Origin of the sequence: Flavobacterium ardleyense (assembly GCF_033547075.1) — a bacterium.
Classification (GTDB): Bacteria; Bacteroidota; Bacteroidia; order Flavobacteriales; family Flavobacteriaceae; genus Flavobacterium; species Flavobacterium ardleyense_A.
Genome location: NZ_CP137891.1, coordinates 2,918,827 through 2,943,667, shown reverse-complemented (window position 1 = coordinate 2,943,667; position 24,841 = coordinate 2,918,827). Strand labels below are relative to the sequence as shown.

Sequence of the window (24,841 nt, the reverse complement as noted above, 5' to 3'; positions counted from 1 at the left end):
TCTAATATTTATTTTCTATTGTTGTGATTTTGGCATCGCCCCATAAACTTTCTATGTTGTAATATTCTCTAATATGCTTTTGGAAAACATGTACAACGATGTTTACGTAGTCCATAAGTACCCATTCGGCATTATCAGAACCCTCCACATGCCATGGTTTATCATGCAACTCTTTAGAAACGATTTTTTGGATGGAATTCACGATGGCATTAACCTGAGTATTTGAAGTTCCATTACATACTACGAAGTAATCGCACACTGATGTATCAATGTCGCGTAAATCTAAAATATCAATATCTTGTCCTTTAACTTCTTCAATTCCTTTTATGATGTTTGCTAGAAGAACATCATTGTTTATAGCTTTTTTAGTCATTTATTTTTTTCTGTAATTGGCAAAGTTACCACTTTTTGTGCTTAATTTTGAACGTTAACATAACATTAAATTATGTATTAATATATTCATTGTATGCGTATAGTCAAACTTAATGCCATTCCCTCCACAAATGATTATCTTAAAAAACTTTCTCATAGTAATAATGTAGAAAATTTTATGTGTGTTGTGGCAGAAAATCAAACGCAGGGAAGAGGACAGATGGGAGCTCAATGGGCCGCTGAAGCAGGTAAGAACCTGACTTTTAGTGTTTATGTTGAAAAAGTAATTTCGGATATTAGTCAGATCTATTTGCTAAATGTTGCAGTTGCAGTAAGTATTTTTAACGTACTTCAAAAATATCAAGTTCCAAAATTATCTGTAAAGTGGCCAAACGACATTATGGCAGATACAAAGAAACTTGGGGGAGTATTAATAGAAAATAGTATGCGAGGTGATGGCAGTATCACATCAATACTTGGTATCGGCATAAATGTTAATCAAATAATTTTTGAAAATATGCCTACTGCTACTTCATTGGCATTAGTTACACAGCAAGTCTTTGACAAGACGATACTTCTAGAAAATATTATTGCCGAACTTGAATTAGTTGTTAATGATATGAAAAATAGTAGTGAGGATTTGTGGACAACTTACAAATCACATTTATTTAAAAAAGATGTACCCATGGTATTTGAAGTTGACCAAGGAAAGAGATTGATGGGAATTATTAAAGATGTAACTCCTCAGGGTTTGTTGGTAGTTGAGCATAGCGATGAGATCGAATACTACTACAATATAAAGGAAATAAAAATGCTTTACTAAAACCAAATTTTAGTAAAGCATATAATTTTTTTTGAAGCTTATATCTAAAGCTTATTCATATTTGATGATATAGATTCCATAAATTTAGTGATTGGACCTTTTATCATCATTGCCATCATAGCGTTAAATTTACCTTCAAAATCTAATTGCACATCTGTTTCGTTTTCGGAGATCTCTGTCAAATTAGCAATTAAAGAAAATGACATCTTCTCGTTTGCAGACTCAAGGATAAGTTTGCTGTTTGGAATTCTCTCCTTAACCTTCAATTCTATTTCAGGCATTCCCTTTAAGGAAAACTTGAAAGTGTCAGGGTTAATTATTTCAAACTTTTGAAGATTGCTCGGCATCAATTTTTCAAAATTCTCAATGTTAGACAATGAATTGAAAATGCTTTCAGCTGATTTTTCTACCGTGGTCTTTGGAGTCTCTATATTCATAATAATGATAACTTTAAAATTTTAATAGTTTTAAACTGTTGCTGCCCAGTTAGCAGGATCTTTATTCCAAGCTTCAAGGGCCGATAATTCTTCTTCGGTTATATATCTTTTGGCTACGGCCAAAGGTAGGAGATGATCATAATTGCTAAGTGTAAAGAGGTCGACCTTTGCATTTTTAAAGTTTTCTGTTGCAGTATCAAAACCATAACTAAAAATAGCCACCATGCCTTTAACATTTGCTCCAGCTTCTCTAAGTGCCGCAACTGCATTAAGGCTTGAATTTCCTGTACTGATAAGATCTTCTATTACAACAACATTTTGCCCTTTTTGCAAAAATCCTTCCACCTGATTAAGACGTCCATGTTTTTTGGCTTCGGGTCGCACGTATACAAACGGGAGTCCCATATATTCGGCCACCAAAACACCAATACCAATAGCGCCTGTGGCAACTCCGGCAATCACATCTGGTTTTCCAAATTGTTTTTCAATGTTCTTTGCAAATGACTCACGAATATAATTTCTGATAGGTGGAAATGACAGTGTCATTCGATTATCACAATATATTGGAGATTTCCATCCGGATGCCCATGTAAAAGGATTTTTCGGATTCAATTTAATTGCATTTATTTGCAAAAGTAGTTCGGCAGTTTTCTCGGCTGTATCTTTAGTAAAAATCATAATACAAATGTATAAAGTTTTCGTAAACGACAAGCCTCTTTTTCTCACAAATGAGATAATAAAAGAAACAGATTTTCAGATGTTCCTTTTAGAAAGCGTCGATATCAAGCAATTGATCTCAAAAATGTTCCATAATAAAATTCAAAAAGCTTATTTATATCATTCTGATGCAAAGGAAATTATGAAAGTCCTTAAGTCCAAAATCTCCGTTCAAAAGGCTGGTGGAGGTCTTGTCTATAATACTGAAGGTGATGTATTGTTCATTTTTCGCAACGGAAAGTGGGATTTGCCCAAGGGCGGAACAGAAAAAGGCGAAGATATTGAAGAAACTTCTATGAGAGAAGTTGAGGAGGAGACAGGAGTTTCAGGCCTAAAGATTACCCGTAGATTGCAAAAAACGTATCATATCTTCAAAAGAAATGGTGAATATAAGCTCAAAATCACACACTGGTTTGAGATGTATTCCAAGTTTGATGGAATTCTCGTAGGTCAGGAAGATGAAGGTATCGAAGAAGTACGTTGGGTTAAATCAAAGAACCTCAACGAGATTCTGTCCAATTCTTATGAAAACATTAAATTGTTATTTGATCAAGGTTGATTTTTTAAAGATTAATTTGCAAAATCACGAAAGCATTGCTATTTTAGCAAAATAAAATTTATCAAATTATCATGAAGAAAATTACTTTAGGTTTATTCGTATTATGTGCTTCTTTTGCAGTTCAAGCACAAGATTTTTCTCAAACTACGTCACAGGATATTGTACCTGAAACGTCAGTATCATGCTCAGATCAGACAACTGGCTTTGCAAGTGCATCTACTTATTACAGAGCATACGATCTTCCAGCTCTTGGAGTTACTGCTCCTTATGGTGTTACTAATATTAGTTTTGGATTAGAAGAAGTTAGCGGTGAAGTAGAAGTAACTGTAAATCTTTACGCAACTACTGCAAATTTCCCAACTGGTTTTACTTTAGTACCTGGCCCACAGTACAATTTGATCGCATCAACTACTGTTATGGTTGACGAAACTGACTCTCTAGGATTGGTAACAGTACCTTTTACATCAGCACTTGTTCCTGTAGGAAGCAAACTTGTGATAGAGCTTGCTCATGATGACCTTGAAGAAGGTTTTTATTTAGGCGGAAACTCTTCTGGACAAAGTAAACCAGGTTATATCGCAGCAGAAGGTTGTGGTATTGCAACTCCAACAACTTATACGCAAGTTGGTTTTCCAAACATGCACCTAGTATTAAACGTTAGCGGAACTACAGATGCATTGGCATTAAATAACAATACTTTGGAGCAAGTTTCTGTATATCCAAATCCAACAAGCGGATTGGTACAAGTAAATCTTCCTTCTTCTGTAGAAATCATTTCTGTAACAGTAAGCGATATTTCTGGAAAACAAATGAATGCAAGCATATCAGGAAATACTATTGATATGTCAAATTTCGCAAATGGAGTTTACATGGTAAATGTTAACACAAACGAAGGAAACCTTGTTAGAAAAGTAGTGAAAAACTAATTTATAACAACCCTTATATTTAAACCGCTTAATTATTTAAGCGGTTTTTTTTGTTTTTATATCTTTCTTCTAATCTTCCTTAGTAAATTTGCCAAATGAATAATAATGTACACTCCAATAATATACTGCTTAATCTAGGCATTACAGAACTTAATGAGATGCAAGTAGTGGCTCAAGAAGCCATCATTGATAGCAGCGATGTTCTTCTTCTATCTCCAACAGGATCAGGAAAAACGCTGGCTTTTTTACTGCCAATCTTTCAAACTCTTATTGAAGAGTCTAATAAAGTACAGTGTTTAATTCTCGTTCCTTCTCGGGAGCTTGCCTTGCAGATAGAGCAAGTTTGGAAAAAAATGGGTACCTCTTTTAAAGTAAATACTTGTTACGGTGGACACTCTATAGAAACTGAAATAAAGAATCTTAGCAATCCTCCCGCTATACTTATTGGGACTCCGGGCCGGATTGCCGATCATATTGATCGTGGCACTTTTGAGACCGACTCCATTAAAACCCTTATTCTGGATGAGTTTGATAAATCACTGCAGCTTGGTTTTCACGAGCAAATGTCATTTATTATTGCACGCTTGCCGAAAGTTAATAAACGAATAATGGTTTCGGCAACTGATGGTATCGAAATTCCAAAGTATACGAAAGTTCATAAACCAGTTGTTTTAAATTTCCTAACTGATGATGAGGACGATAGTAATCTTGTTACGAAACTTGTCTTGTCTCCAGATAAAGATAAACTAGAAACCTTGTTTAATTTAATCTGCAGTTTCAAATCTGAATCGGCAATTATTTTCTGCAACCACCGAGATGCTGCTGAGCGTATTAGTGATTTGCTTAACGAAAAAGGTATCAGTGTCACTTACTATCATGGCGGAATGGATCAGGACGAACGTGAAAGAGCGCTCATTCAGTTCAGAAATGGCAGTGTTCGCTACCTTATTACTACAGATCTGGCTGCTCGTGGGCTTGATATTCCAGATATGAAACATGTTGTACATTATCATTTACCATCAAAAGTAGATGAGTATACGCATCGTAATGGTCGTACCGCAAGAATGACGGCCTCAGGTACGGCTTATATTTTATATAATGAAGCTGAGAAAAAAGCAGATTATTTAGATTATAAAATGCCAGTATTAGATGTTAAAAATTCGATAACGCTACCAAAAGCCCCAGAGTATAAGACAGTATACATCAGCGGCGGAAAGAAAAACAAGCTAAATAAAATTGACATTGTAGGCTTTTTTGGACAAGTAGGAGGATTGGACAAATCTGATATAGGAATTATTGAAGTAAAGGACTTTATTTCTTTTGTGGCGGTCAAATCTACCAAAGTATCAAATCTGCTAACTGCCATTCGTGACAAGAAGATGAAAGGGAAGAAATTCAAAATAGAAGTTGCTAGAAATGTAGTAAAGAAAGAGGAGTAGGAGCATATTATTATAACTTCAAAAAACTTTTATTTTTCAAAGTAGTAATAATATAATAACGGTTTACATTCGCAATTGTCGATGTAAACCGTTTTATATTTATTTAAAGTTTAAAATGTTATAACTTCTTAACGTACTGCGTAATAATCACAATTTGTTGACCATCAACGCGACCTTCAATATATGTTTCGTTTTCGTGATCAAGACGAATGTTACGAACGGCGGTTCCTTGTTTAGCAACCATACTAGAACCTTTTACCTTCAAATCTTTGATTAGTACAACTGAATCTCCAGTGTTCAGAATAACGCCGTTACTGTCACGATGTATTAATTTGTTTTCGTCTTCTTCGCCTTCGGCAGTAGCTTTTGCCCACTCCAAAGTTTCTTCATCCATATAAATTTGCTCCGCCAATTCATGATTGCCAAAACGCTTCAACAATCTGTAAGACATCACTTGTACCGGAATATACTCGCTCCACATACTGTCATTTAAACATCTCCAATGATTAGCATCAACATTTTCAGGGTTTTCAATTTGATCTAAACAAGTAGAACATAGATAGATACTTTCGTCCATTCCTGCTTTCTTTTGTGGAAGAATATCATATTGTTTCAGATTTTCTGTTGATGCACAAAGTTCGCATGCTCCATTACTGCGTTTGTTTAATTCTCTTTCTAAATTCATTCTTTCTTTATTTAAACCACAAAAAATATTCTGCGGAAGTTCTATTTATTATTTAGTTCGTACTGCCTCTGGCACAAGTAATGTGTAATCGCCACCGTTTCTAATCACATCTCGCACTATACTCGAGCTGATATAAGATGTGTTTGTTGATGTCAATAAGAAAACTGTTTCTATTTTAGAAAGCTTTCTATTGGTGTGTGCAATTGCTTTTTCGAATTCAAAATCGGCTGGATTTCGCAACCCTCGTAAAATAAATGCTGCATCCATTCTTTCGCATAACTCGATTGTCAGACCAGTATAATCTACAATTTTAATATTTGGAGCATCTTTAAATGTCTCTTCCAAAAACTTTTTGCGCTCTTCAAGCGTAAACATATATTTCTTTTCGGCATTGACCCCAATCGCAACAATTATTTCGTCAAATAATGGCAATCCACGAGTGATAATATCCAAATGTCCTAAGGTTATTGGATCAAACGATCCCGGAAAAACAGCTTTTTTCATTTTTCATCTATTTTTTTAAGCATTTCTTTTTGTCTTAATAGCTTCAACCCATTCCTGCTTTTTACAAATTTTGCAGGTCGCTATGCCAGGAGAAAGCTCATCTACAGCGCCACAATGCGTACAAGCGTAAATTCCACTTTGAGAAATAGTTTTCGTTTTATTGAGAAACAAATGTGGTAGTATTGGCAATCCATATTTGACCGAATTGTCATCGTAAAAAATGATACTCATATCGCCAGTAGTTTCGAGATAACCATATTCTATTTGTCCAAGATGCGATACTGATTGAAGTCGAAGTTCGGAGAAAAATTCGTCTTGTGCTAGTGATTCTTTATTAAAGGTCTCTATAACAAATTTTCCCTCTTTAATCAGACATTCAGTTTTGCCTTCCATAAATTCTTCAAATCTTTTACTTTTTCCTGTAAGCCAAGTTAAAAATCGGTAGCACAAAATTACTACTAGAAAAACGGTGAGTGCTGGTAAAATAGCAACGTCATCATAAAACATAGGGTCACCTGCCGCAGATCCTAACGCTATTATTATAACCGTTTCAAAGACAGAAAGTTCGCGAACACCTCTTTTTCCAGTTAGTTTTAATGTTAGCAGCAATACCGTAAACATTACAATTGTCCGAAAAGCTACTTCAAACAAAAAGCCAAACGATTTATCGTCGAGAAAAATTTGATGCCAATCGAGTGCTTCCATTGTTGCTATTTATTTAAAGCCATTTCAATACTATTAGAAAATAATTGTGACAATGAGATTCCGGCTTTTTCAGCTTGTTGTGGCAATAGACTTTCGGTTGTCATGCCAGGCACCGTATTTAATTCAAGTAAATGCGGTTCGTCGTTGACAATAATAAATTCGCTTCTACTGAAGCCTTCCATTTTTAAAATTTCGTAAATTCTCTTGGCGATTTTCTGAATCTTTGCGGTCATCTCAGCGGATATTCTGGCTGGAGTAATTTCCTGAGATTTGCCTAAATATTTGGCTTCATAATCAAAAAACTCGTTTTCCGAAACAATTTCAGTAATCGGCAGAACTGTCACTACATCGTTGTATTTGATTACTCCTACAGAAACTTCTGTTCCATCTAGAAAACTTTCGATAATTATTTCATCATCCTCTTGATATGCTTTTTCAATTGCTTGCTCTAATTCGTCTTGAAGTTTAACTTTGGATATTCCGAAGCTTGAGCCAGATTTATTAGGTTTTACAAAGCAAGGCAACCCAACAGATTTTACAATCTCGGCAGTATTAATTTCGTCTCCTTTATTTAGATAATACGAATTTGCGGCTTTTATTCCGTACGGTTTTAAAACAGAAAGTAGGTCGCGTTTATTAAAAGTTAGCGCTGCTTGGTAATAACCACAAGAACTTTGTGGTATTTCTAGCAGTGCAAAATATGCTTGCATTAAACCATCTTCGCCAGGCGTACCATGAATTGCATTAAAGACAGCATCAAATTTTACCTTTTTACCATCAACCTGAATTGAAAAGTCATTTTTGTCTACCGCTGACAATTGATCATTTTCATCACAATAAAACCACCCCTCTATTAATATATGAATTCTATATCTATTGTATCTCATCTTATCAAGATTGTTATACACCACATTACCACTTAGTAATGAGATTTGAACTTCGCTAGAATAGCCGCCCATAATGATGGCAATATTTTTCATAATAATGAGTTTGTTTAAGAGGTGAAGAGGTTGATTTATGCAACAAATTTATCAATTTTTTTCAAATGAATACCCTTTAGTATTTTTATATCTTTGCGACAAATTAATTAATTATGAGTTTACGAAAATATCTAACCAGTCGCGTTTTCTTTACGCAGATTGCAATTGCAATTGCAATAGTCGCAGCATTGGTTTTCGCCTTTATTTTTTGGCTAGATAGCAATACAAATCACGGGCAAGAAATAGAAGTTCCAGACCTAAGCAAACTTACAGAGCAGCAAGTTAAGGAAAAGGTCGAAGAATTAAATCTTAATTATGTTTTGCTTGATAGTGTTGATTTCAAAAAAGGCTATCCAAAATTTAGCGTTGTAGAACAAGATCCTCTTCCAGGCACTAAAGTCAAAGAAGATAGAAAGATTTACATCAAAATAAATTCGTCAGGATTTACATCAGTGGTCATTCCAGATCTAATCGAAAAAACATTTAGACAGGTATCACCGACGCTTTTGGCTCTAGGACTTGAAATTGGCGAAATTACTTATGTTCCGTATTTAGGAAAAGACATGGTAAGACAACTTAAACAGAAAGGAAAAGTTTTGAAACCTGGAGATAAGGTAATGAAGACGTCCAAAATTGATGTTGTTCTTGGTGATGGGAAAGTAGCATTTGACGAAAATGAAATAGACGAACCTCTAGAGAATCTTGAAGATGCTGAATAATATAGATGATAATGTAGAAGAAGACACACTCTTTGAACACTTTAGATTTGAAGTGCCAAAAGGACAATTATTATTAAGAATTGACAAGTTCTTGATGAACATGATTCAGAATTCTACTCGAAACAAAATTCAAAGTGCAGCAACTTCGGGCGATATTTACGTCAACGATGTTGCGGTTAAATCTAATTATAAAGTAAAACCAGGAGATGTAATTCGAATTTTATTAACGCATCCGCCTTACGAAAACCGAATTGATCCAGAAGATATTCCGTTGAATATAGTGTACGAAGACGACGCTTTGTTGCTTATAAATAAGGAAGCGGGAATGGTTGTACATCCTGGTCATGGAAATTATACTGGAACTTTGGTGCATGCGCTAGCGTTTCATTTTGATAATCTCCCAATGAATAGCAGCGAGCGTCCAGGTTTAGTTCATAGGATTGATAAAGATACTTCTGGATTATTGGTTATTGCCAAAACCGAAGCTGCAATGACTCATCTTGCCAAGCAATTTGAAGCAAAAACTTCTGAGCGCGAATATATTGCACTTGTTTGGGGTAATGTTAAGGAAGACGAAGGCACCATCACTGGAAATATTGCTAGACACGTTAAAGATCGTATGCAAATGGCAGTTTTTGAAGATGAAACTATCGGAAAGCCAGCAGTTACGCACTACAAAGTTTTGGAACGTTTGGGCTATGTAACCTTGATTTCTTGCAAATTAGAAACTGGTCGTACGCACCAAATTCGCGTGCACCTCAAGCATATTGGTCATACCTTATTTAATGATGAGCGTTATGGAGGTCATTTGATTTTGAAGGGAACAACTTTTACAAAATACAAACAGTTTGTTGAGAACTGCTTCAAAATTTTGCCACGTCAGGCATTACACGCAAAAACGCTTGGGTTTGTGCATCCTACAACTGGCGAAACAATGCGTTTTGATACCGAAATTCCTCAGGATATGACCGAAGTTATTGAAAAATGGCGCGGCTATGCGCAAAGTAAAAGTTTGGAAGAAGAGGAGTAGTTCAATCTTTCAATTTAAAATATTAATGACCTGAAGTTTTTTTATTTCAGGTCGTTTTTTTTGGCTTTCGCCGAAAGAATCTAAGTTGCTATATAATTTTTAATTTTCAAGTCAACGTGATTTATGATATCTAGTGTGGGATTTCGTCTTCGGTTGAAGTTATAATGCTGAAATTACTAAATGCAGCTGCTGCTTGTCTTTTTCGAGTACCTACTTACAATTAAATCATAGCGTCCGTCAAGGGGGTAGTTTATTACAAACGTTTATGAGAGTTAACCGCGTCACAGACGCTTTGTTTACGTCTATTAAGAAAGTTGGTACTCGTTATAAACGAGCACCAGAAAACTATTATCGTTACTTTAGAAATAAAGATTAGAATTAAATACAGCATTTTTCACGAAAAAAAAAGAGTTTTAATATGTGATTTGCTTCGCCAGTTCGCAATAGTTCGGGTCTCCTTCGTCGAAATGACAAGTTTGCGGGAAAGTTGTGTTACTAATCTGGTGCTTGCCTGTGGCGAGTATCTACCTGGAAGTGAAAAAGAATTGGAGCGTCTGTGACGCGGATACTTTAAACAAATTTTCTTCGTAATAATCCGCGTCACAGACGCTGCATTTACGTCTAAAAATAATGTAGGTACTCGTTCTAAACGAGCACCAGAAAATTTTCTGCGCTAAGAATCTCAATAATCCCTTATCCAACGGCAATTTGGCCCTAAGAATTTCCTCTTCTAGCTTCCTACTTATTACAAACGCGAACTGAAAACGGAGTGCCTTCGGCGAAAGCCAAAACATTCTCAGCACAATTGAAAATGCGATCCAAATTTTGTATTTTTGAGTTCAACCTAAAAAAATAGAATGAAAATAGTATTGTCACCCGCCAAGTCGCTAGACTTTGACACCGCATTACCACTTCAAAAACATACAAAACCAATTTTTCTGGAAGAGGCAAAAGAAATTCAGCAAGAGCTGATGAATCAATCTCCAGATGCTTTGTCCAAATTGATGTCGATTTCGCAAAAATTAGCTGATTTGAATTGGCAGCGAAATCAAGATCGTAAATTTAATACTAAAATAACTGATACTTCAAGACAGGCGATTTTTACTTTAGACGGCGACGTATACAAAGGACTTGATGCTTATAGTTTGAGCGAAGAAAAAATAGTGGGACTTCAAGATTCACTGCGCATATTATCAGGATTGTACGGAATTTTGAGACCGCTCGACGTGATGGAAGCCTACAGATTGGAGATGGGAATCACTTTGCCAGTAGGGCATAACAAAAATCTTTACGAGTTTTGGAAGCCAAAAATAACAGCCGCATTGAACAAAGAGCTGAAAAAAGACGAACTTTTTATAAACCTTGCGAGTGTCGAATATTTTTCGGCAATTGATACGAAAGCGTTGAAAGTGCCGGTTATCAAACCGGAATTTAAGGATTATAAAAATGGCGATTTGAAGATTATAGCTATCTACGCAAAAAAAGCTAGGGGAATGATGGTGCGGTTTATAGCCGATAGCAATGCGCAGACCGTGGATGACTTAAAACACTTTGACTACGACGGCTATGGTTTTGATAGTAAATTATCAACAGATACTGATTTGGTTTTTACACGTTAAAAAAGATAAAAACAATCGGATAAAGCAAAGCTTTAAGTAAATTAGCGACTTCGTTAAAAAAATAATACAGAAACTATGATCAGAAAAACGATAATGCTCTCCCTATTGTTTTGCGCGACTTCGATATTTGCACAAGATGATTTGGTCAATAAAGTTATAAATAATGCTTCAATAAATTCGAAGTTTCATTTTAAAGATATGATTGATATTGAAAATACTTCAATAAAAAATCAAGGATCTGCGGGTACCTGCTGGAGTTACTCTGGAAATTCATTTTTAGAAAGTGAAATGATTCGATTGGGAAAAGCTCCCGTTGATCTAGCTGAAATATATACCGCACGACAAGTCTATTTGTCAAAAGCTCGAAACTATATTTTGATGAACGGAAATATGTCCCTTGGTGATGGTGGCGAACCACACGATGTTGTCAATATGATTAAGAAATATGGCGCGATGCCGCAAGAGGCTTACACCAATGAAGATTATGGAAAAGGAAGTTTGAAATCCGCAGCTTTCCAAAAAGATTTCAAAGCTATTTTAGATAATTATATGAAGAATCCAGATCCAAAGAAAGGTGTTTCGTGGGTTAAAGATATCAATGATTATCTTGACAAAACATTAGGGAAAGTTCCTGCAACGTTTACTTATTTAGGAAAAAACTATACGCCACATACCTTTGCGAAAGAAGTGGTGGGCATTGTTCCTGAGCAGTATGTTGAAATTACATCCTATATGGACAGTCCATATTATGAGAAAATACTTGTTCCAGTTCCTGATAATTGGAGTTATGATATGGCCTATAATGTTCCTATGACCGAAATGACGGATGTTATTGATGCAGCTTTAAAAAATGGATTTTCTGTTGCATGGTCGACAGATGTTTCTGAAGATTACTTTAGTTGGAAAAACGGAGTAGCTCACGTTCCTAATGTAGATTTATATAATATTACAGATAGCGATCGTAAAAAGTTTTTTGACAAGCCAGTTCAAGAGAAAGTAATTACAGAAGAGATGCGTCTTGCGGGTCTCTATTCGTTATACACTACCGACGATCACGCAATGCAAATTGTGGGGATTGCAAAAGATCAAGGTGGTAAAGAGTACTACAAAATTAAAAATTCGTGGGGAGATAAGAATGATTACAAAGGATATCTGTATGTTTCTAAAGCTTTTGTACAATTAAAAACTACTAGTATCTACTTGCATCAAGATGCTTTGACAAAAAACTTCAAATCGAAATTAAAAGCCTAAGTATTATAATATTGTGACATAAAAAAACCCAATCGCGAGATTGGGTTTTTTTGTAAGCGGAGATTTTAGCTTAGTAAACTAAGTTTACCGCAATAGTAAAATCATCATAGATTGCTTTATCACCTAGATTATCGAAGAAAGAACCAGATTTAAATTTTATATCATACTTAGTTCTATCAACTTTAAACGTTGTTGAAGCTGTAGTTGAGTTGGCTTTAAGATCAAAAGTTACAGGTTGTGTAATTCCTTTGATAGTAAGGTCAGCAGTTACAGTATACATCTGATTTGCTTTAGGAGCTACACTTCTAAAAACAAGTTTTGCTTCTGGAGAAGTTTCAGTATCAAAGAAATCCTCTGATTTTAAATGACCTTCAAGTTTAGCTTTTCCTTGATCTGCTGTAAGGTCAGTTACAGTAAGTGTCGGCATTGCAATTGTAAATGTTCCGCCTACAATTTTTTGTTTGTCCAAAATAAGAGTTCCAGAAGATAAATTTACAGTTCCTTCATGCTTTCCAGTAACTTTTTCGCCAACCCATTTAATTTGACTTTTGGCAGTATTAATCGTTTTTGTTTGTGCTACAAGTGTAGTAGTTGTAAAAGCCAAGATAGCAATGGCGAGCGTTTTTAAGTGTTTCATTGTAAAAAGTATGTATTAAGGTTTAAGATTTACGTAATTTATCCAACAAATTATTAAGTAGTTGGAGTTCGGCATCGTTTAATTTTGATGACAATGCAGCATCGTAAAGTTCAATTTTTGGATCTAATTCTCGTAGTACATCAAAACCTTTGCCAGTAAGTTTTATTTCAACTTTTCGCCTATTTGAAGGACAGACATCTCTAGTAACCATATCCTTTAGCAATAGCTTATCTACAAGTCTTGTGGTATTGCTAGTCTTTGCAACCATTCGTTCTTGTATACTCTGCATATTTAGAATCTGATTTTCTTGACCTCGCAAAATTCGTAAGACGTTAAATTGCTCATTAGACAAATCATAGGGCTTTAAGACCTCATTAAAATCTTCTGTTAAAATCTGATTTGTAATACTCAAATTTAATAAAGTCTTCTTCTGAAGCGAGATTGGTTTGTGTGCTTTTATAATTTCTTCTACAGTCATTTACATCTACAATATTTGTATATACAAATGTAAAAAAAATAATGTTGTAGGAGATATTTAAATGTTATTACTTTGTTAATAATGCTTCATAACTTTAAAAATTAAGAATACTTATGGATTTATCTCAGAAACAATGGACTGATCAAGTTGCAAATCAAGAGAATGCGATTATAATTGATGTTCGCACACCTGCCGAATGGGCGGAGGGTATTATTCCAAATGCAATGATGATTGATATTTATTCAGGTCAGAATTTTGTAGATACAATTAATGGGTTAGAAGATAAAGATGCCAATTATTATATTTATTGCAGATCGGGTGTCCGAAGCCATCAAACTTGCAATTATATGAATCAGCAAGGCTTTACAAATGTATTTAACCTTGCAGGTGGAATAATGCAATACACTGGAGATCTTACACAACCTTAGTCTATTTGATTGATTTTTTACAAGGGCATCATATAGATATGTTCTTAGTAAAATAATATTATAAATGTATGTAGTAACTATATAACAGTAATTCAGCATATTAAGAATAGCTTTACGTTTTAACCAATAAATTTAAGTACCGCTATGAATTTTCAAACTAACCTCCGCAAATCTCCTCTTGATGACACTTTAGCAACTCAAGCGAAACTAAACATAATTTGCGTTGTAGAGGAGGATTTAGATTTCGAACATTTACAATCGACTGATGAACAGTGCGATGCAAGAGTCGAAGAATGCAACGATCAATCAGAAATAATCGAACGATACAACTACTTGTGTTACTTGAGATCGATGGATGATATGGTATAATATTTTTCAGTGTACGATTTGTAACCTAGTACTCATTTCTAAATATTTTTAAGCACGTATGAAAATAGTTGCCACTCGATATTTAAAAGGTTCGAATATTTGGAGTTCGTATTATAAGCCTTTAGTACAATTTACTGTGTTATTTGATAACAGTAACGTATCAATTGTTTCAAAACTCACAGACCTATATGGGCAGCTGGAATCTTTAAATCATGCTCCCATAGTTTTTCAAAATGATCAAATTCATGCGCATAATAACCAAGAAGAAAAGGTTGTAATTCTGCTTTGCAAAATTGGATTGTTATTGCAACCTTTTAATAACCAACTCAACTATTATTTTAATTTCAGATCTGCCGCTGCTGCAAATACCTATCTATTTGCTTTTGGCTATCAGGATTTCGACACGGCACGATATGTAGTAAATAGTTTAAAAAGCATTGTGTCGAGTTTGGGAGATGGAAAAGATGTTGAAATTTTAGAGATTTTTCAACAGATTTCTAAAATTTACTACAGCAATCAGTTAGGACCAAGTACAGCAAGCATTGTCGCGGCAGCCGAAGCTAGAAGCATTCCGTGGCGTCGATTTGGAAAATATTCAAAAATTTATTTAGGATACGGGGTGAAGCAAAAGCAGTTTCAGGCAACTATTGCTGGAAGCACTTCCTGTCTTGCGGTTGATGATGCTGGCAATAAGCAAAAAACTAAGAATTTACTTTCGCAAATGTTTATTCCTGTGCCAGAAGGAAGCACCTGCGATAGTGAGGACGAATTGAGTGAGATAATTGATACTCTTGGTTACCCTTTGGTTATAAAACCTCTGAATGGTAATCAAGGAAAGGGTGCAACTATAAATATTACAACGTGGACCGCAGCACATGCGGCATATTTATTTGCGCAGACTATTTCTACTACAGTCTTAGTGGAACGATATACAAAAGGATTTGATTTCCGAATATTGTTGATAGACTATAAAGTTGTGGCTGCGGCCAAAAGAAATCCGGCGCACGTCATTGGCGATGGCATTCACTCTATAAAGAAATTAATTGAAATAGAAAATCACAATCCGGAGCGGGGGATAGGCCACACTAAAAACTTAACCAAAATAACCATTGACCAAGATTCGCATAATATGTTGCTTAAGCAGAATATTAGTTTGGAAAGTGTCGCGGATAGAGGACAAGTTGTCTTCCTAAAGTCAACTGCAAATCTTAGCACAGGTGGCACTGCCGAGGACGTGACAGATCATATTCATCCTGAAAATAACTTACTTGCTGAAAGAGCAGCCAAAATTATGGGACTTAATATATGTGGTCTTGATATTATTGCCGAAACTTTGGAGATGCCTATTAGAAAAAACAATGGTGTCATTATAGAAGTGAATGCAGCTCCTGGATTCAGAATGCATTTAGCGCCAAGTTCGGGAATTCCGCGATCGGTCGGGGAAGCCGTAGTCGATATGTTGTATCCTCCAAAATCAAATTTTCGTATTCCTATTATAGCTGTTACCGGTACAAACGGTAAGACCACAATTACAAGACTAACGGCTTTTATTGCGAAAACTGCGGGTTTTACACCAGGTTTTACCACAACCGATGGAATTTATGTGAATGACATTCTCATAGCAGAAGGTGATATGACTGGTCCACAAAGCGCAAAAATCGTTTTGAGTGATCCTACAGTTGATTATGCAGTTTTGGAAACTGCAAGAGGCGGAATTCTCCGAGCAGGACTGTATTATGATTATTGCGATGTGGGAATCATAAGCAATATTCAAGGGGATCATCTAGGTCTTCATAATATAGATACGCTCGAGGATTTAGCGAATGTAAAAGCTGTAGTTGCGCACAGTGTGAAGCCTAGTGGCTGGGCAGTGCTAAATGGTACAGATGAAAACTGCGTCAAAATTGCTAGTACGCTCAAATGTAATTATGCTTTTTTCATAGATAAGTATAATTATGAACTTATCGAATCACTTAGCAATCAAAACATCGCGGTGGCATTTTATCAAGAGGGAAATCTCACTATCTTAAAAGATAAAATTTCAACAATCATTGCCCACTGTAATCATATTCCTTTAACCGTTAATGGCACCTGCAGATTCATGATGGCCAATGTCTTAGCAGCAGCGTTGGCAACTTTTTTACAGGGAATATCTGCAAAGCACATTGCTACGGCTTTGTCAAAATTTATTCCCGATAGTAAAAATACGCCTGGTCGAATGAACCACTTTCAACATAATGGCTACGAAATTATTGTAGATTATGCCCACAATGTTCACGGTTACAAAGCGATGCAGGAATACCTAAAAAATTTTGAAGGTAAGAGAATTATTGGCATTATTTCGGCCGTTGGCGATAGAAGAGATCAGGATATTATTGAATGTGGATTGCTAGCAGGTCAGATGTTTGATCACATCATCATTAGACAAGAAGCAGATTTGAGAGGTCGGGAGGCAGACAATATAGTGGAACTTCTAAAGATTGGAATTGCTTCGGCAAACGAAAATATTACGGTCGAGGTCATTGAAAATGAAAATTTTGCCGTGGTAAAAGCATTGGATATTGCTCATGAAAATGACCTTGTTGTAGCATTGAGCGAAATGTATGAAAGTGTAATTGATGTAATTCTTCAACATCAAATTAAAATTTAATCCTTATATTTAAAGAAAATCAAATCATATGGACTCTAAAATAGAAAATAGCTCAAATCTTGCAGTTTTTCAATTTCCTACTAGAGAGGTGAGTGCCAAGAAAGTAGTTAGTACCAAAACCATTCAAGAAAAATTGGATATTGACCACAAGGGAAGTCGAGATTTAATTGATAAATATCTAATTAATGACAAAGCGTATTCAGATACTAGTAAAAAGAACTTTATCAAAACAGTGTCTTCATTTCACCATGCTGAATAGTTTCTAAGAATATTGGATCGAATTTTAGGACAAAGCAAGAAATGTAAAGTAATATTTTGTTTTCTTTACTAAATAATTCTAAAACCGTTAGGATAATGAATACGTCGATTAAAATACTGCTTTTTGCCGTATTAGCATTTTTGGTGAGTTGTAAGCAAAATACTGATACTAGTGAGGTGGCAAATGACTTGACAACAGCTCCCTTGAACATAAGTCCACCTGATGCAAATAAATCTGATTCAAAGCTTAATATTGTGCAAATTGTGGCAGATAGTAAAGATCATACTACTTTGCTGCTCGCTCTAAAAAAAGCTGAACTAGTCGATGCACTGAGCAATGCCGGTCCTTATACTTTTTTTGCTCCAACAAACGCGGCGTTTGCTAAACTCAGTGATGCATCGATGGAGGATCTTTTGCATGCAGAAAAGCTAGAAGATTTAGAAAATATTTTAGGTTATCACACATATGTAGGAGTTTTAAAAACTGAATATATGCAGGATGCTGACGAATTTGACATGGTTTACGGTGGAAAAATTAAAATCACTAAAACACAAAATCACATTCTTGTAAATGGATCAGTAATTGTCGCTTCCTTCGAAACTACAAATGGAATTGTCCATATTATAGAAGATGTTTTATTGCCAAATTAATGCATTCATATTTTCTAACCAACCAGCTTTGTTATACAACGCGGACTTTAAAGTTCGCGTTTTTTTGTGCTTATAAATCCAAAAATAAATTGAAATTATAGTACTTCCAAAATTAGAGAAAGTGTTTTAGGGTTCAGTATGACATATATCATTCTTTTAAAGACTTGATTGTCCTAATTTTCGGCTTCATATTAATTTAGTTATTTATTTTATGAAAGAGACAAAAAATAGTCATACGTTTCACATTCCTGTCATGGGTCTTGCATATACCATTGACAGTCCAATTCGTGTGGCTCACTTAGGTATTGCTTCGGCACTATCCATTACAGATGATGATCTCATAGAAAAGATGAGGTCATTTTACAGTAAAAAATTTTCAATTCCTTACCAAGAAATTACACAAAAATTTCATGATTACAGAGCGTCGAGAATCACTCATTATCTAGATATGATGGACACGATTGTAAAGACGAAACTAGAGGATTTCAAAAATCAGTTAGTAGAAAGCAAGGAGCAGCTAGAAAATTTTAGTAATATGTTGCCTACGCACTCAGACCTCAGTCAGGGATTGAAATCATTCGTTGGGAATGGTGTAGCAATCAAAGAATCTTTGAAGAATTATCTAGATGAAAATCTTTTCGCAGGAGCGATTGATGTCAATATTATGACAAAGATTGACAAAGAAAACTTCATTGGCGATGTAAAACAAGAGGCGATTTTTAATGATGCGCACGCGGCATTGAGAGGATTTGCTAATAGTACATTGACATCTTCGGTAATTCTTTCGGCGGGGATGAATCCAAGACTTTATGGATATTTCGAGCATTTTAGCGATTTTTATCCGGACACGCAGGGTTCGCTCAGGAAAAAGATTATTCTCAAAGTGAGCGATTATCGTTCGGCGATGATTCAAGGAAATTTCTTGGCAAAAAAAGGATTGTGGGTATCCGAGTATCGAATAGAATCTGGTCTTAATTGTGGCGGTCACGCATTTGCCACCGATGGGCATCTGATGGGACCGATTTTGGAAGAATTTAAAAATAGACGTTTAGAACTAATAGAGTCGGCACATTCATTAATGATCAAAGCACTCGAATTAAAAAACCTTCCCATCCCTACAGAGCCTCTGCCATTAATAATAACTGCACAAGGTGGTGTAGGTACAGCAGAGGAGCACGATTTCTTGCTAGACCATTACAAAGTAACTTCCGTAGGCTGGGGATCACCATTTTTGTTAGTGCCAGAAGCAACTTCGGTAGATTTGGAGACTAGAGCAATTTTAGCGAAAGCGAAAGAAGAAGATTTTTACTTAAGTGATATTTCACCTTTAGGAGTGCCTTTTAACACGGTGAGAGGAATGAGCAATGAATATTTTAAGCAATCGAGAATCGAGCAGAATAAACCGGGAAGTTCTTGCCCAAAAAAACTTCTGGCATTGAGCAAGGAGTATGGTGAACAAGGAATTTGCTCCGCTTCGAAGAAATTTCAAGATTTAAAACTTGCCTTATTAGAACAGAAGAAAGAAACACTTTCGGCAAAAGAGTTTGAGTACAAAAAGATCAAAATCACCGAAAAAGCCTGTCTTTGTGTAGGTCTGGCTAATGCATCTTACCTTGAAAATGGCATCAAAATTAAAGGACAGCAGCAAGGAATCGTAATTTGCCCTGGACCAAATTTGGCTTATTTTGATAAAGAAGTTTCGCTAAATACAATGGCACAACATATCTACGGCAAAACAAATATTATTAATGAAACTATTTCTAGGCCTAATATGTTTATCAATGAAATCAAAATGTATGTAGAGTACCTTAAAGAGGAATTAGGAAATATTTCAGAAAATGCATCCTTAGCGCAACTTAAAAAACTGAAAAATTTTCAAGCCAATCTGCTAGAGGGAATTAATTATTACCGTGATTTGTTTGATCATTCAACGTTTTTTGTCCAGACAAGAGGCAAGATTGAAGAAGAGTTAAAACTTTATAGTTTGGAACTTAACGCACTATCACCCTCAAAAGACAGTGAAGTATTAGTATAAATTGCTACTAAAGATAATGAAAAACCCGGCCTAATTAAGCCGGGTTTTTAGGTTTTAAAAAATAGTAATTGAAAGATTATGCGTATGCCATTTGCGATTCCATTTGCAAAGCTTGGGGGAATAATATGTTGTTTTCTAGGTGAATATGTGTGTGTAAATCTTGTTCAAATTCGTGCAGCATTGCGTACGTAACTTTGTAAGTATTGCAAGCATCAGCAGGCGGCAGATAATTATTTGTGAGGGCAGAAATCTTTTCAAGACGTTCTCCTTCATTCTCATGCTCCGCTTTCATCATCGCAATTGGATTCGCTACCGATCCAAAGCCAGGCTGATCTAATTCGGAATTATTCAAATTGCTAGCTACCATTTTTTTGATAAAAGGAAATAAAATCTGCTCTTCCTTTTGCATGTGACTGCCTAATTCTTGTGCACAACCTTTAAATAATTCAGTAATTTCAAATAATTCAGGGTGATTGTGCCCGTGAACTTTGCACAGTTTATCAAGAAAAGCCACCAATAGGGGCGATTTTTCGGCTACAAAGCGGTGGTGCGTTTTTTCAATATAATCTGCTAGCAAATCGAGCGGCCAACTGGTAAAATCAATGTGACCGGTTTGCGAAGTTTGCAATAACTTGTCTATCTCACCTTGAATTTTTGTTGGATCCAATGCTTTTTTCTCACAAGCCTCTGTAATACTACGATTCCCTTTGCAACAAAAATCGATACCATACTTTGAAAATACAGCAGCAGTTCTGAAATCTTGCGCTACATATTCACCAATTGTTTTTTCATCTAGAATTGTCATAATTTTATATTTTTAAAAACTGTTTATAGATTATTTAGAACCATTGTAAAGGTAAAGGATAATATTGTCCTTTTTTATGACCTATATCATATAAAGGTTTTTTCCTTACTCTTCTACACAGTTTAAGATAGGAAGATGTGAGCACTGATGAGGTAAAGTATTAAATCTTAAGTTGGTAGTAGGTGTATTCTTATTTGGGCGCAACCTGAGCCACAACCTTTACTTTAGCAAGAAAGTAAAGGGTGTGGCTCAGGTCGGGCTGTCCATTATATCTTTGCTGCCAGAAGATTTAGTTTTCAAAAATCAAATTTGTGATGGCAGCAAAGGATGCCATTCCCATCCCTTGCGCAAATGACTGGCGGTAAATCAGAAAGGGATTAATCAAGTGAGATTTTATTAGGACTTTAAGTTCGGTAGAATTGTATTTCTAATTTAAAAATTTGAACTTTATAGCGCGAATCTTTAAGTGCACTAAATTTTTCAAATCTAATATTTGCTACCCTATAATGGTTAAAAACGAAACGAATAAGACTTTTTGGGAGACGGGAAATGGCCGGGATTTTCTAGAGTGGGCCAAAATTGATAGATTAAATTTGGAATCTAATCTCGATCCAGAATTATTCTATAAATATGATCATAACCTGGATCTCTTAACCAAAGAATGGTTGCAAAACGGCGAGTTTAAGAATATAATGAAATCGCTACATTCAAATAAAATAAATGAGAAATTACCAAATAGCTTTTTAGAATTCAAAAATAAATTAGAGAAAGTTCCCACTTGGGTCGATTTTGAATTGATTAGAGAAGGTTGCAACCTATCTGAAAGAAGTGGATTAACAGGACTTTTAATTTTAAGAAATTTTGCACTCTTGGGAGGATATAATTTTGCAAATCTCACCAAACCCTTAATTGCTACAGGTTCATTGGAAAAAGGTTCTCTTCATCGATTGTATAATACATTAAATTTTTGGGTAAATGTAAGCAGAAGCAAAGAAGATAATAAGATTAGAATAGATGCTTGCCTCCAAACACGATTGGTGCACGCTGTGTCTAGATTGACAATTTTGGACAAAGACCTTAATTGGAATCAAGAAAAATATGGAATTCCAATCAATCACGCCGATATGATTGCAACCAATACTGCATTTACCGTCTACTTTTTATACGGGCTTCAAAAGCTTAATTTCAAATACTCTGAACAAGAAGAACTAGGGATTTTTCATCTCTGGAAATATGTAACTTATCTTTTAGGTGTACCTCAAAACCTAATTCCAAATAATAAAAGTGAGGCCTTACAATTCTTTTCTTTCTGGACCCAATATCAAGCAGAAGCCGATCAAGACGCGCGAAAATTAGCCAAATCGCTTTTAATGGAAAGTACTCCCATCAGTTTACTTCAACTAGATTTTGTAAAACAAAACATGGAATTCATTCATAGAAGTGTTGCCAATTATTTAATTGATGATGCTACTCTTAAAAATCTAAATATTCCCGAAGCTCGTTTAGGCACGGCTATAATACAAGCAATCAAATTAAAAAATGCTCTTGTACTAAATAAGGAGAAGGCAAATAGTCTGGGCGAACAGCAGCAAAAAAGCGTGCTGATAGATTACAAGACAAATTCCATTTTACAGAAAAAAGCAAATTAATGTCAAAGATTCAAATATCGGCACTAATTGAAGTACTTAAAAAATACTACAATCTCGTTAGATCTACGATGTAAGAGCTTTATTTTAATCACCATGGATGCATTGAAATTATTTTGCAAAAAAAGCTGACAATTCCAAAATAAAGTTCGAATTCTTCACCCGGTTAATAAAAAAAAATACCTGTTGATAAATTACAACAGGTATTTTGTTAGTCCGCCTTTAAAATTTATCTGTAGATATCTTGTCCTCGATTGTCTCTCCAATTTCTTTCAAGGTAATCTGCATCTTCGTCACTTCTTGGACGAACCCCCATTACTACGTGTCCATCGTTAATTCCAGACTCGTATACCTTTGCACGATCTTCAGGAATTCCAGATCCCACAAGTGCTCCCACAAGTCCTCCAGCAATTCCTCCAGCTCCAGCGCCGGCTAATCCGGCCGCAATTGGTCCAGCGATAATTAATCCTAAGCCAGGTATTACAACACTAGTTCCAATAGCCGCGATGATTCCAACAATTGCTCCCAATGTTCCACCAATTGCTGATCCAGTACCTGCAGTTTCTGCTGCTTTTGTACCTAATTCAGAATGGTCATTTTTATCTGAGTAATACTTTTCGCGAGTATCATCAGACATAATCAAGTTAATTTCATCCTTGGTATATCCTCTTTCATGTAATGCATTGTAGGCACTTTCTGTACTCTCTCGGTCGGCAAACATACCAGTCATCATAGGTCTTCTGTCTAAATTTCCATTGTGATCATTTTCCATAATATAGTTTGTTTAATTGTGAAGTTATTTTCACAGTGATAAAGTTCACAAATATGGAATAAGGATTTTTATATAATTTGCATGAATAGTTTCAAAATAATTATAAATGTTTTCGATATTGTATCTATTTTAAAAAAGCTGATAATAAATGACGACTTCCCATCATTTGGTTTCCGATATAATATACTGTCTTTTCAGTAATTTTCGTTTCTATCACTTTTTATTTGTAAGTATTCCATTGATATATAGTAAAATAGAATAATCGCTTCTATCTAACTCTAAAGTCTATCTTAGTTGCTATTTTTTAAAATACATCAACAGTATTAGAAGCAATGTTATAGAAAAAAGACTTTGATATTGGCCCATAAGTTACTCGCCAAAATACTACTTTTGTCAACTTCAATTTGTCCTCGCAATGCTCAAAAAACTCCTCGCCAAAAAATTCCTCGTTCTATTTATCATCGCCATCACGTGGGGCTCCTCTTTTATATTGATCAAAAAGACCTTGCCAGTTTTCGATCCATTGCAGATTGGGGCTTTTAGAGCCGGAATTTCAGGCTTACTTTTGGCTTTCATTGGCTTTCCGGCATTACGAAAAATGTCCAGAAAAGATGTGTTTTGGATAGCGCTTTCAGGTTTTTTTGGAAATTTCCTTGTGGTCTTCATTTTTCCCTTTGCGCAACGGGAAGTTAGCAGTTCATTAGCGGGAATAATCAACGCGCTCGATCCGATTTTTACATTGTTAATCGGCGCTTTACTTTTTGGAATCCGAAACAAAATAATTCAGTATTTCGGTGCAATCATTGGGTTTGCAGGGGCTTTGGTGCTGGTTTTGAGCTCTGGAGATGATAGCAGCTCCAATCATTATTTTTACATTGGCATTCTGATTCTCGGCGCCGCTTTGTACGCAATTTCGGCTCTAATAATCGAAAAAAAATTAATGCACATCTCATCTGTAGACCTTGCGAGTTCCATTTATACATTTTGGATGCTGCCATCGCTGCTTATTTTAGCGTTTTCAGGTTTCTTCACCAAAATTGATTTCACCCAATCTCAAATTCTAGAATCTCTGGGCTATCTAATTTTTCTTACCGTGATTAGCACCACACTGGTGATGTTTCTTTTTTTTAAACTCGTTCAAGATACATCGGCGGTTTTTGCCAGTACTATTTCGCTCTTACTTCCTGTGGTTGCAGTAATTTGGGGAATTCTTGACGGCGAAAAGTTCACACTTTGGTACGCTCTCGGCGGACTTCTTATCTTGATTGGCGTTTATTTTATCCGAGATAAAAAGCAAGATAACTCATTAGAACATTAGAATTAAAATAGATATTATCGATTTTATT

General features: G+C 35.4%; 27 protein-coding genes. 16 read left to right on the top strand and 11 right to left on the bottom strand.

Annotated features, from left to right (window positions below; genetic code table 11):
* Position 1: 1 nt before the first annotated feature.
* Positions 2–373 carry a ribosome silencing factor gene (rsfS, locus tag SBO79_RS12840; protein ID WP_318640794.1) on the bottom strand — a complete coding sequence of 124 codons (372 nt, stop codon included), beginning with the start codon at positions 371–373 and terminating at the stop codon, positions 2–4.
* Positions 374–466: 93 nt separating this feature from the next.
* Here rsfS and SBO79_RS12835 point away from each other — a divergent pair, with 93 nt between their 5' ends.
* Positions 467–1,195, top strand: coding sequence for a biotin--[acetyl-CoA-carboxylase] ligase (locus SBO79_RS12835; RefSeq protein WP_318640793.1), 729 nt, complete (start codon positions 467–469; stop codon positions 1,193–1,195).
* Positions 1,196–1,239: 44 nt separating this feature from the next.
* Here SBO79_RS12835 and SBO79_RS12830 read toward each other — a convergent pair whose 3' ends face one another.
* Positions 1,240–1,632, bottom strand: a complete 393-nt coding sequence (locus tag SBO79_RS12830) for an SRPBCC family protein (RefSeq protein ID WP_318640792.1) — start codon at positions 1,630–1,632, stop codon at positions 1,240–1,242.
* Positions 1,633–1,662: 30 nt separating this feature from the next.
* Positions 1,663–2,310 (bottom strand): orotate phosphoribosyltransferase, encoded by a 648-nt coding sequence (gene pyrE / locus SBO79_RS12825; RefSeq protein ID WP_318640791.1) that lies wholly within the window; start codon positions 2,308–2,310, stop codon positions 1,663–1,665.
* 7 nt (positions 2,311–2,317) lie between these two features.
* Here pyrE and SBO79_RS12820 point away from each other — a divergent pair, with 7 nt between their 5' ends.
* The 3 genes from SBO79_RS12820 to SBO79_RS12810 all read left to right on the top strand — a co-directional run bounded on the left by SBO79_RS12820 (position 2,318) and on the right by SBO79_RS12810 (position 5,273).
* Entirely contained in the window at positions 2,318–2,908 is a 591-nt protein-coding gene (locus SBO79_RS12820; RefSeq protein ID WP_318640790.1) for an NUDIX hydrolase, read from the top strand.
* 71 nt (positions 2,909–2,979) lie between these two features.
* Positions 2,980–3,834: a T9SS type A sorting domain-containing protein gene (locus SBO79_RS12815; protein WP_318640789.1), complete on the top strand. Its 855-nt coding sequence runs from the start codon at positions 2,980–2,982 to the stop codon at positions 3,832–3,834.
* 95 nt (positions 3,835–3,929) lie between these two features.
* Positions 3,930–5,273 (top strand): DEAD/DEAH box helicase, encoded by a 1,344-nt coding sequence (locus SBO79_RS12810; protein ID WP_318640788.1) that lies wholly within the window; start codon positions 3,930–3,932, stop codon positions 5,271–5,273.
* Between the two features lie 118 nt (positions 5,274–5,391).
* Here SBO79_RS12810 and SBO79_RS12805 read toward each other — a convergent pair whose 3' ends face one another.
* Genes SBO79_RS12805 through SBO79_RS12790 form a run of 4 tightly spaced genes read right to left on the bottom strand, consistent with a single transcriptional unit; the run spans position 5,392 to position 8,147 of the window.
* Complete coding sequence (locus SBO79_RS12805; RefSeq protein WP_318640787.1) at positions 5,392–5,958, bottom strand: PhnA domain-containing protein; 567 nt, start codon at positions 5,956–5,958, stop codon at positions 5,392–5,394.
* Between the two features lie 48 nt (positions 5,959–6,006).
* Positions 6,007–6,462, bottom strand: coding sequence for a pantetheine-phosphate adenylyltransferase (coaD, locus tag SBO79_RS12800; protein ID WP_318640786.1), 456 nt, complete (start codon positions 6,460–6,462; stop codon positions 6,007–6,009).
* A gap of 15 nt (positions 6,463–6,477) precedes the next feature.
* Entirely contained in the window at positions 6,478–7,167 is a 690-nt protein-coding gene (locus SBO79_RS12795) for a DUF421 domain-containing protein (RefSeq protein ID WP_318640785.1), read from the bottom strand.
* A 5-nt stretch (positions 7,168–7,172) separates the two neighbouring features.
* Positions 7,173–8,147, bottom strand: coding sequence for a D-alanine--D-alanine ligase (locus tag SBO79_RS12790; protein WP_318640784.1), 975 nt, complete (start codon positions 8,145–8,147; stop codon positions 7,173–7,175).
* Between the two features lie 113 nt (positions 8,148–8,260).
* On the opposite strand from SBO79_RS12790, the gene SBO79_RS12785 reads away from it, so the two are divergent.
* The 4 genes from SBO79_RS12785 (at position 8,261) to SBO79_RS12770 (ending at position 12,766) form a co-directional block, all read left to right on the top strand.
* Complete coding sequence (locus SBO79_RS12785; protein WP_318640783.1) at positions 8,261–8,866, top strand: PASTA domain-containing protein; 606 nt, start codon at positions 8,261–8,263, stop codon at positions 8,864–8,866.
* Positions 8,856–9,896, top strand: a complete 1,041-nt coding sequence (locus SBO79_RS12780; RefSeq protein WP_318640782.1) for an RluA family pseudouridine synthase — start codon at positions 8,856–8,858, stop codon at positions 9,894–9,896. The genes SBO79_RS12785 and SBO79_RS12780 overlap by 11 nt, the downstream gene beginning before the upstream one ends.
* A gap of 857 nt (positions 9,897–10,753) precedes the next feature.
* Positions 10,754–11,515 (top strand): peroxide stress protein YaaA, encoded by a 762-nt coding sequence (gene yaaA / locus SBO79_RS12775; protein WP_318640781.1) that lies wholly within the window; start codon positions 10,754–10,756, stop codon positions 11,513–11,515.
* A 75-nt stretch (positions 11,516–11,590) separates the two neighbouring features.
* Positions 11,591–12,766 (top strand): C1 family peptidase, encoded by a 1,176-nt coding sequence (locus SBO79_RS12770; RefSeq protein ID WP_318640780.1) that lies wholly within the window; start codon positions 11,591–11,593, stop codon positions 12,764–12,766.
* Positions 12,767–12,836: 70 nt separating this feature from the next.
* Here SBO79_RS12770 and SBO79_RS12765 read toward each other — a convergent pair whose 3' ends face one another.
* Together SBO79_RS12765 and SBO79_RS12760 are read right to left on the bottom strand one after the other, a co-directional pair.
* Entirely contained in the window at positions 12,837–13,403 is a 567-nt protein-coding gene (locus tag SBO79_RS12765; protein ID WP_318640779.1) for a YceI family protein, read from the bottom strand.
* A gap of 22 nt (positions 13,404–13,425) precedes the next feature.
* The gene (locus SBO79_RS12760) at positions 13,426–13,881 is read right to left on the bottom strand and encodes a MarR family winged helix-turn-helix transcriptional regulator (protein WP_318640778.1); all 456 of its coding nucleotides are present in this window, start codon (positions 13,879–13,881) and stop codon (positions 13,426–13,428) included.
* A 113-nt stretch (positions 13,882–13,994) separates the two neighbouring features.
* Between SBO79_RS12760 and SBO79_RS12755 the strand changes: the two genes are divergently transcribed.
* The 6 genes from SBO79_RS12755 to SBO79_RS12730 all read left to right on the top strand — a co-directional run bounded on the left by SBO79_RS12755 (position 13,995) and on the right by SBO79_RS12730 (position 20,272).
* The gene (locus SBO79_RS12755) at positions 13,995–14,309 is read left to right on the top strand and encodes a rhodanese-like domain-containing protein (RefSeq protein ID WP_318640777.1); all 315 of its coding nucleotides are present in this window, start codon (positions 13,995–13,997) and stop codon (positions 14,307–14,309) included.
* 144 nt (positions 14,310–14,453) lie between these two features.
* Positions 14,454–14,678 carry a hypothetical protein gene (locus tag SBO79_RS12750; protein WP_318640776.1) on the top strand — a complete coding sequence of 75 codons (225 nt, stop codon included), beginning with the start codon at positions 14,454–14,456 and terminating at the stop codon, positions 14,676–14,678.
* 58 nt (positions 14,679–14,736) lie between these two features.
* Positions 14,737–17,328, top strand: a complete 2,592-nt coding sequence (cphA, locus tag SBO79_RS12745; protein ID WP_318640775.1) for a cyanophycin synthetase — start codon at positions 14,737–14,739, stop codon at positions 17,326–17,328.
* 28 nt (positions 17,329–17,356) lie between these two features.
* On the top strand, positions 17,357–17,587 hold the full coding sequence (locus tag SBO79_RS12740; RefSeq protein ID WP_318640774.1) for a hypothetical protein: 231 nt from the start codon (positions 17,357–17,359) through the stop codon (positions 17,585–17,587).
* A gap of 95 nt (positions 17,588–17,682) precedes the next feature.
* Entirely contained in the window at positions 17,683–18,237 is a 555-nt protein-coding gene (locus SBO79_RS12735) for a fasciclin domain-containing protein (RefSeq protein WP_318640773.1), read from the top strand.
* Positions 18,238–18,448: 211 nt separating this feature from the next.
* On the top strand, positions 18,449–20,272 hold the full coding sequence (locus SBO79_RS12730) for a hypothetical protein (protein WP_318640772.1): 1,824 nt from the start codon (positions 18,449–18,451) through the stop codon (positions 20,270–20,272).
* Between the two features lie 76 nt (positions 20,273–20,348).
* On the opposite strand, the gene ric is transcribed toward SBO79_RS12730, so the two are convergent.
* Positions 20,349–21,077: an iron-sulfur cluster repair di-iron protein gene (gene ric, locus SBO79_RS12725; protein WP_318640771.1), complete on the bottom strand. Its 729-nt coding sequence runs from the start codon at positions 21,075–21,077 to the stop codon at positions 20,349–20,351.
* A gap of 506 nt (positions 21,078–21,583) precedes the next feature.
* Between ric and SBO79_RS12720 the strand changes: the two genes are divergently transcribed.
* Entirely contained in the window at positions 21,584–22,726 is a 1,143-nt protein-coding gene (locus SBO79_RS12720; RefSeq protein WP_318640770.1) for an oxygenase MpaB family protein, read from the top strand.
* A gap of 226 nt (positions 22,727–22,952) precedes the next feature.
* Here SBO79_RS12720 and SBO79_RS12715 read toward each other — a convergent pair whose 3' ends face one another.
* Positions 22,953–23,495, bottom strand: a complete 543-nt coding sequence (locus SBO79_RS12715; protein ID WP_318640769.1) for a hypothetical protein — start codon at positions 23,493–23,495, stop codon at positions 22,953–22,955.
* 415 nt (positions 23,496–23,910) lie between these two features.
* Between SBO79_RS12715 and SBO79_RS12710 the strand changes: the two genes are divergently transcribed.
* Positions 23,911–24,813, top strand: coding sequence for a DMT family transporter (locus tag SBO79_RS12710; protein ID WP_318640768.1), 903 nt, complete (start codon positions 23,911–23,913; stop codon positions 24,811–24,813).
* The last annotated feature ends 28 nt before the right edge of the window (positions 24,814–24,841 follow it).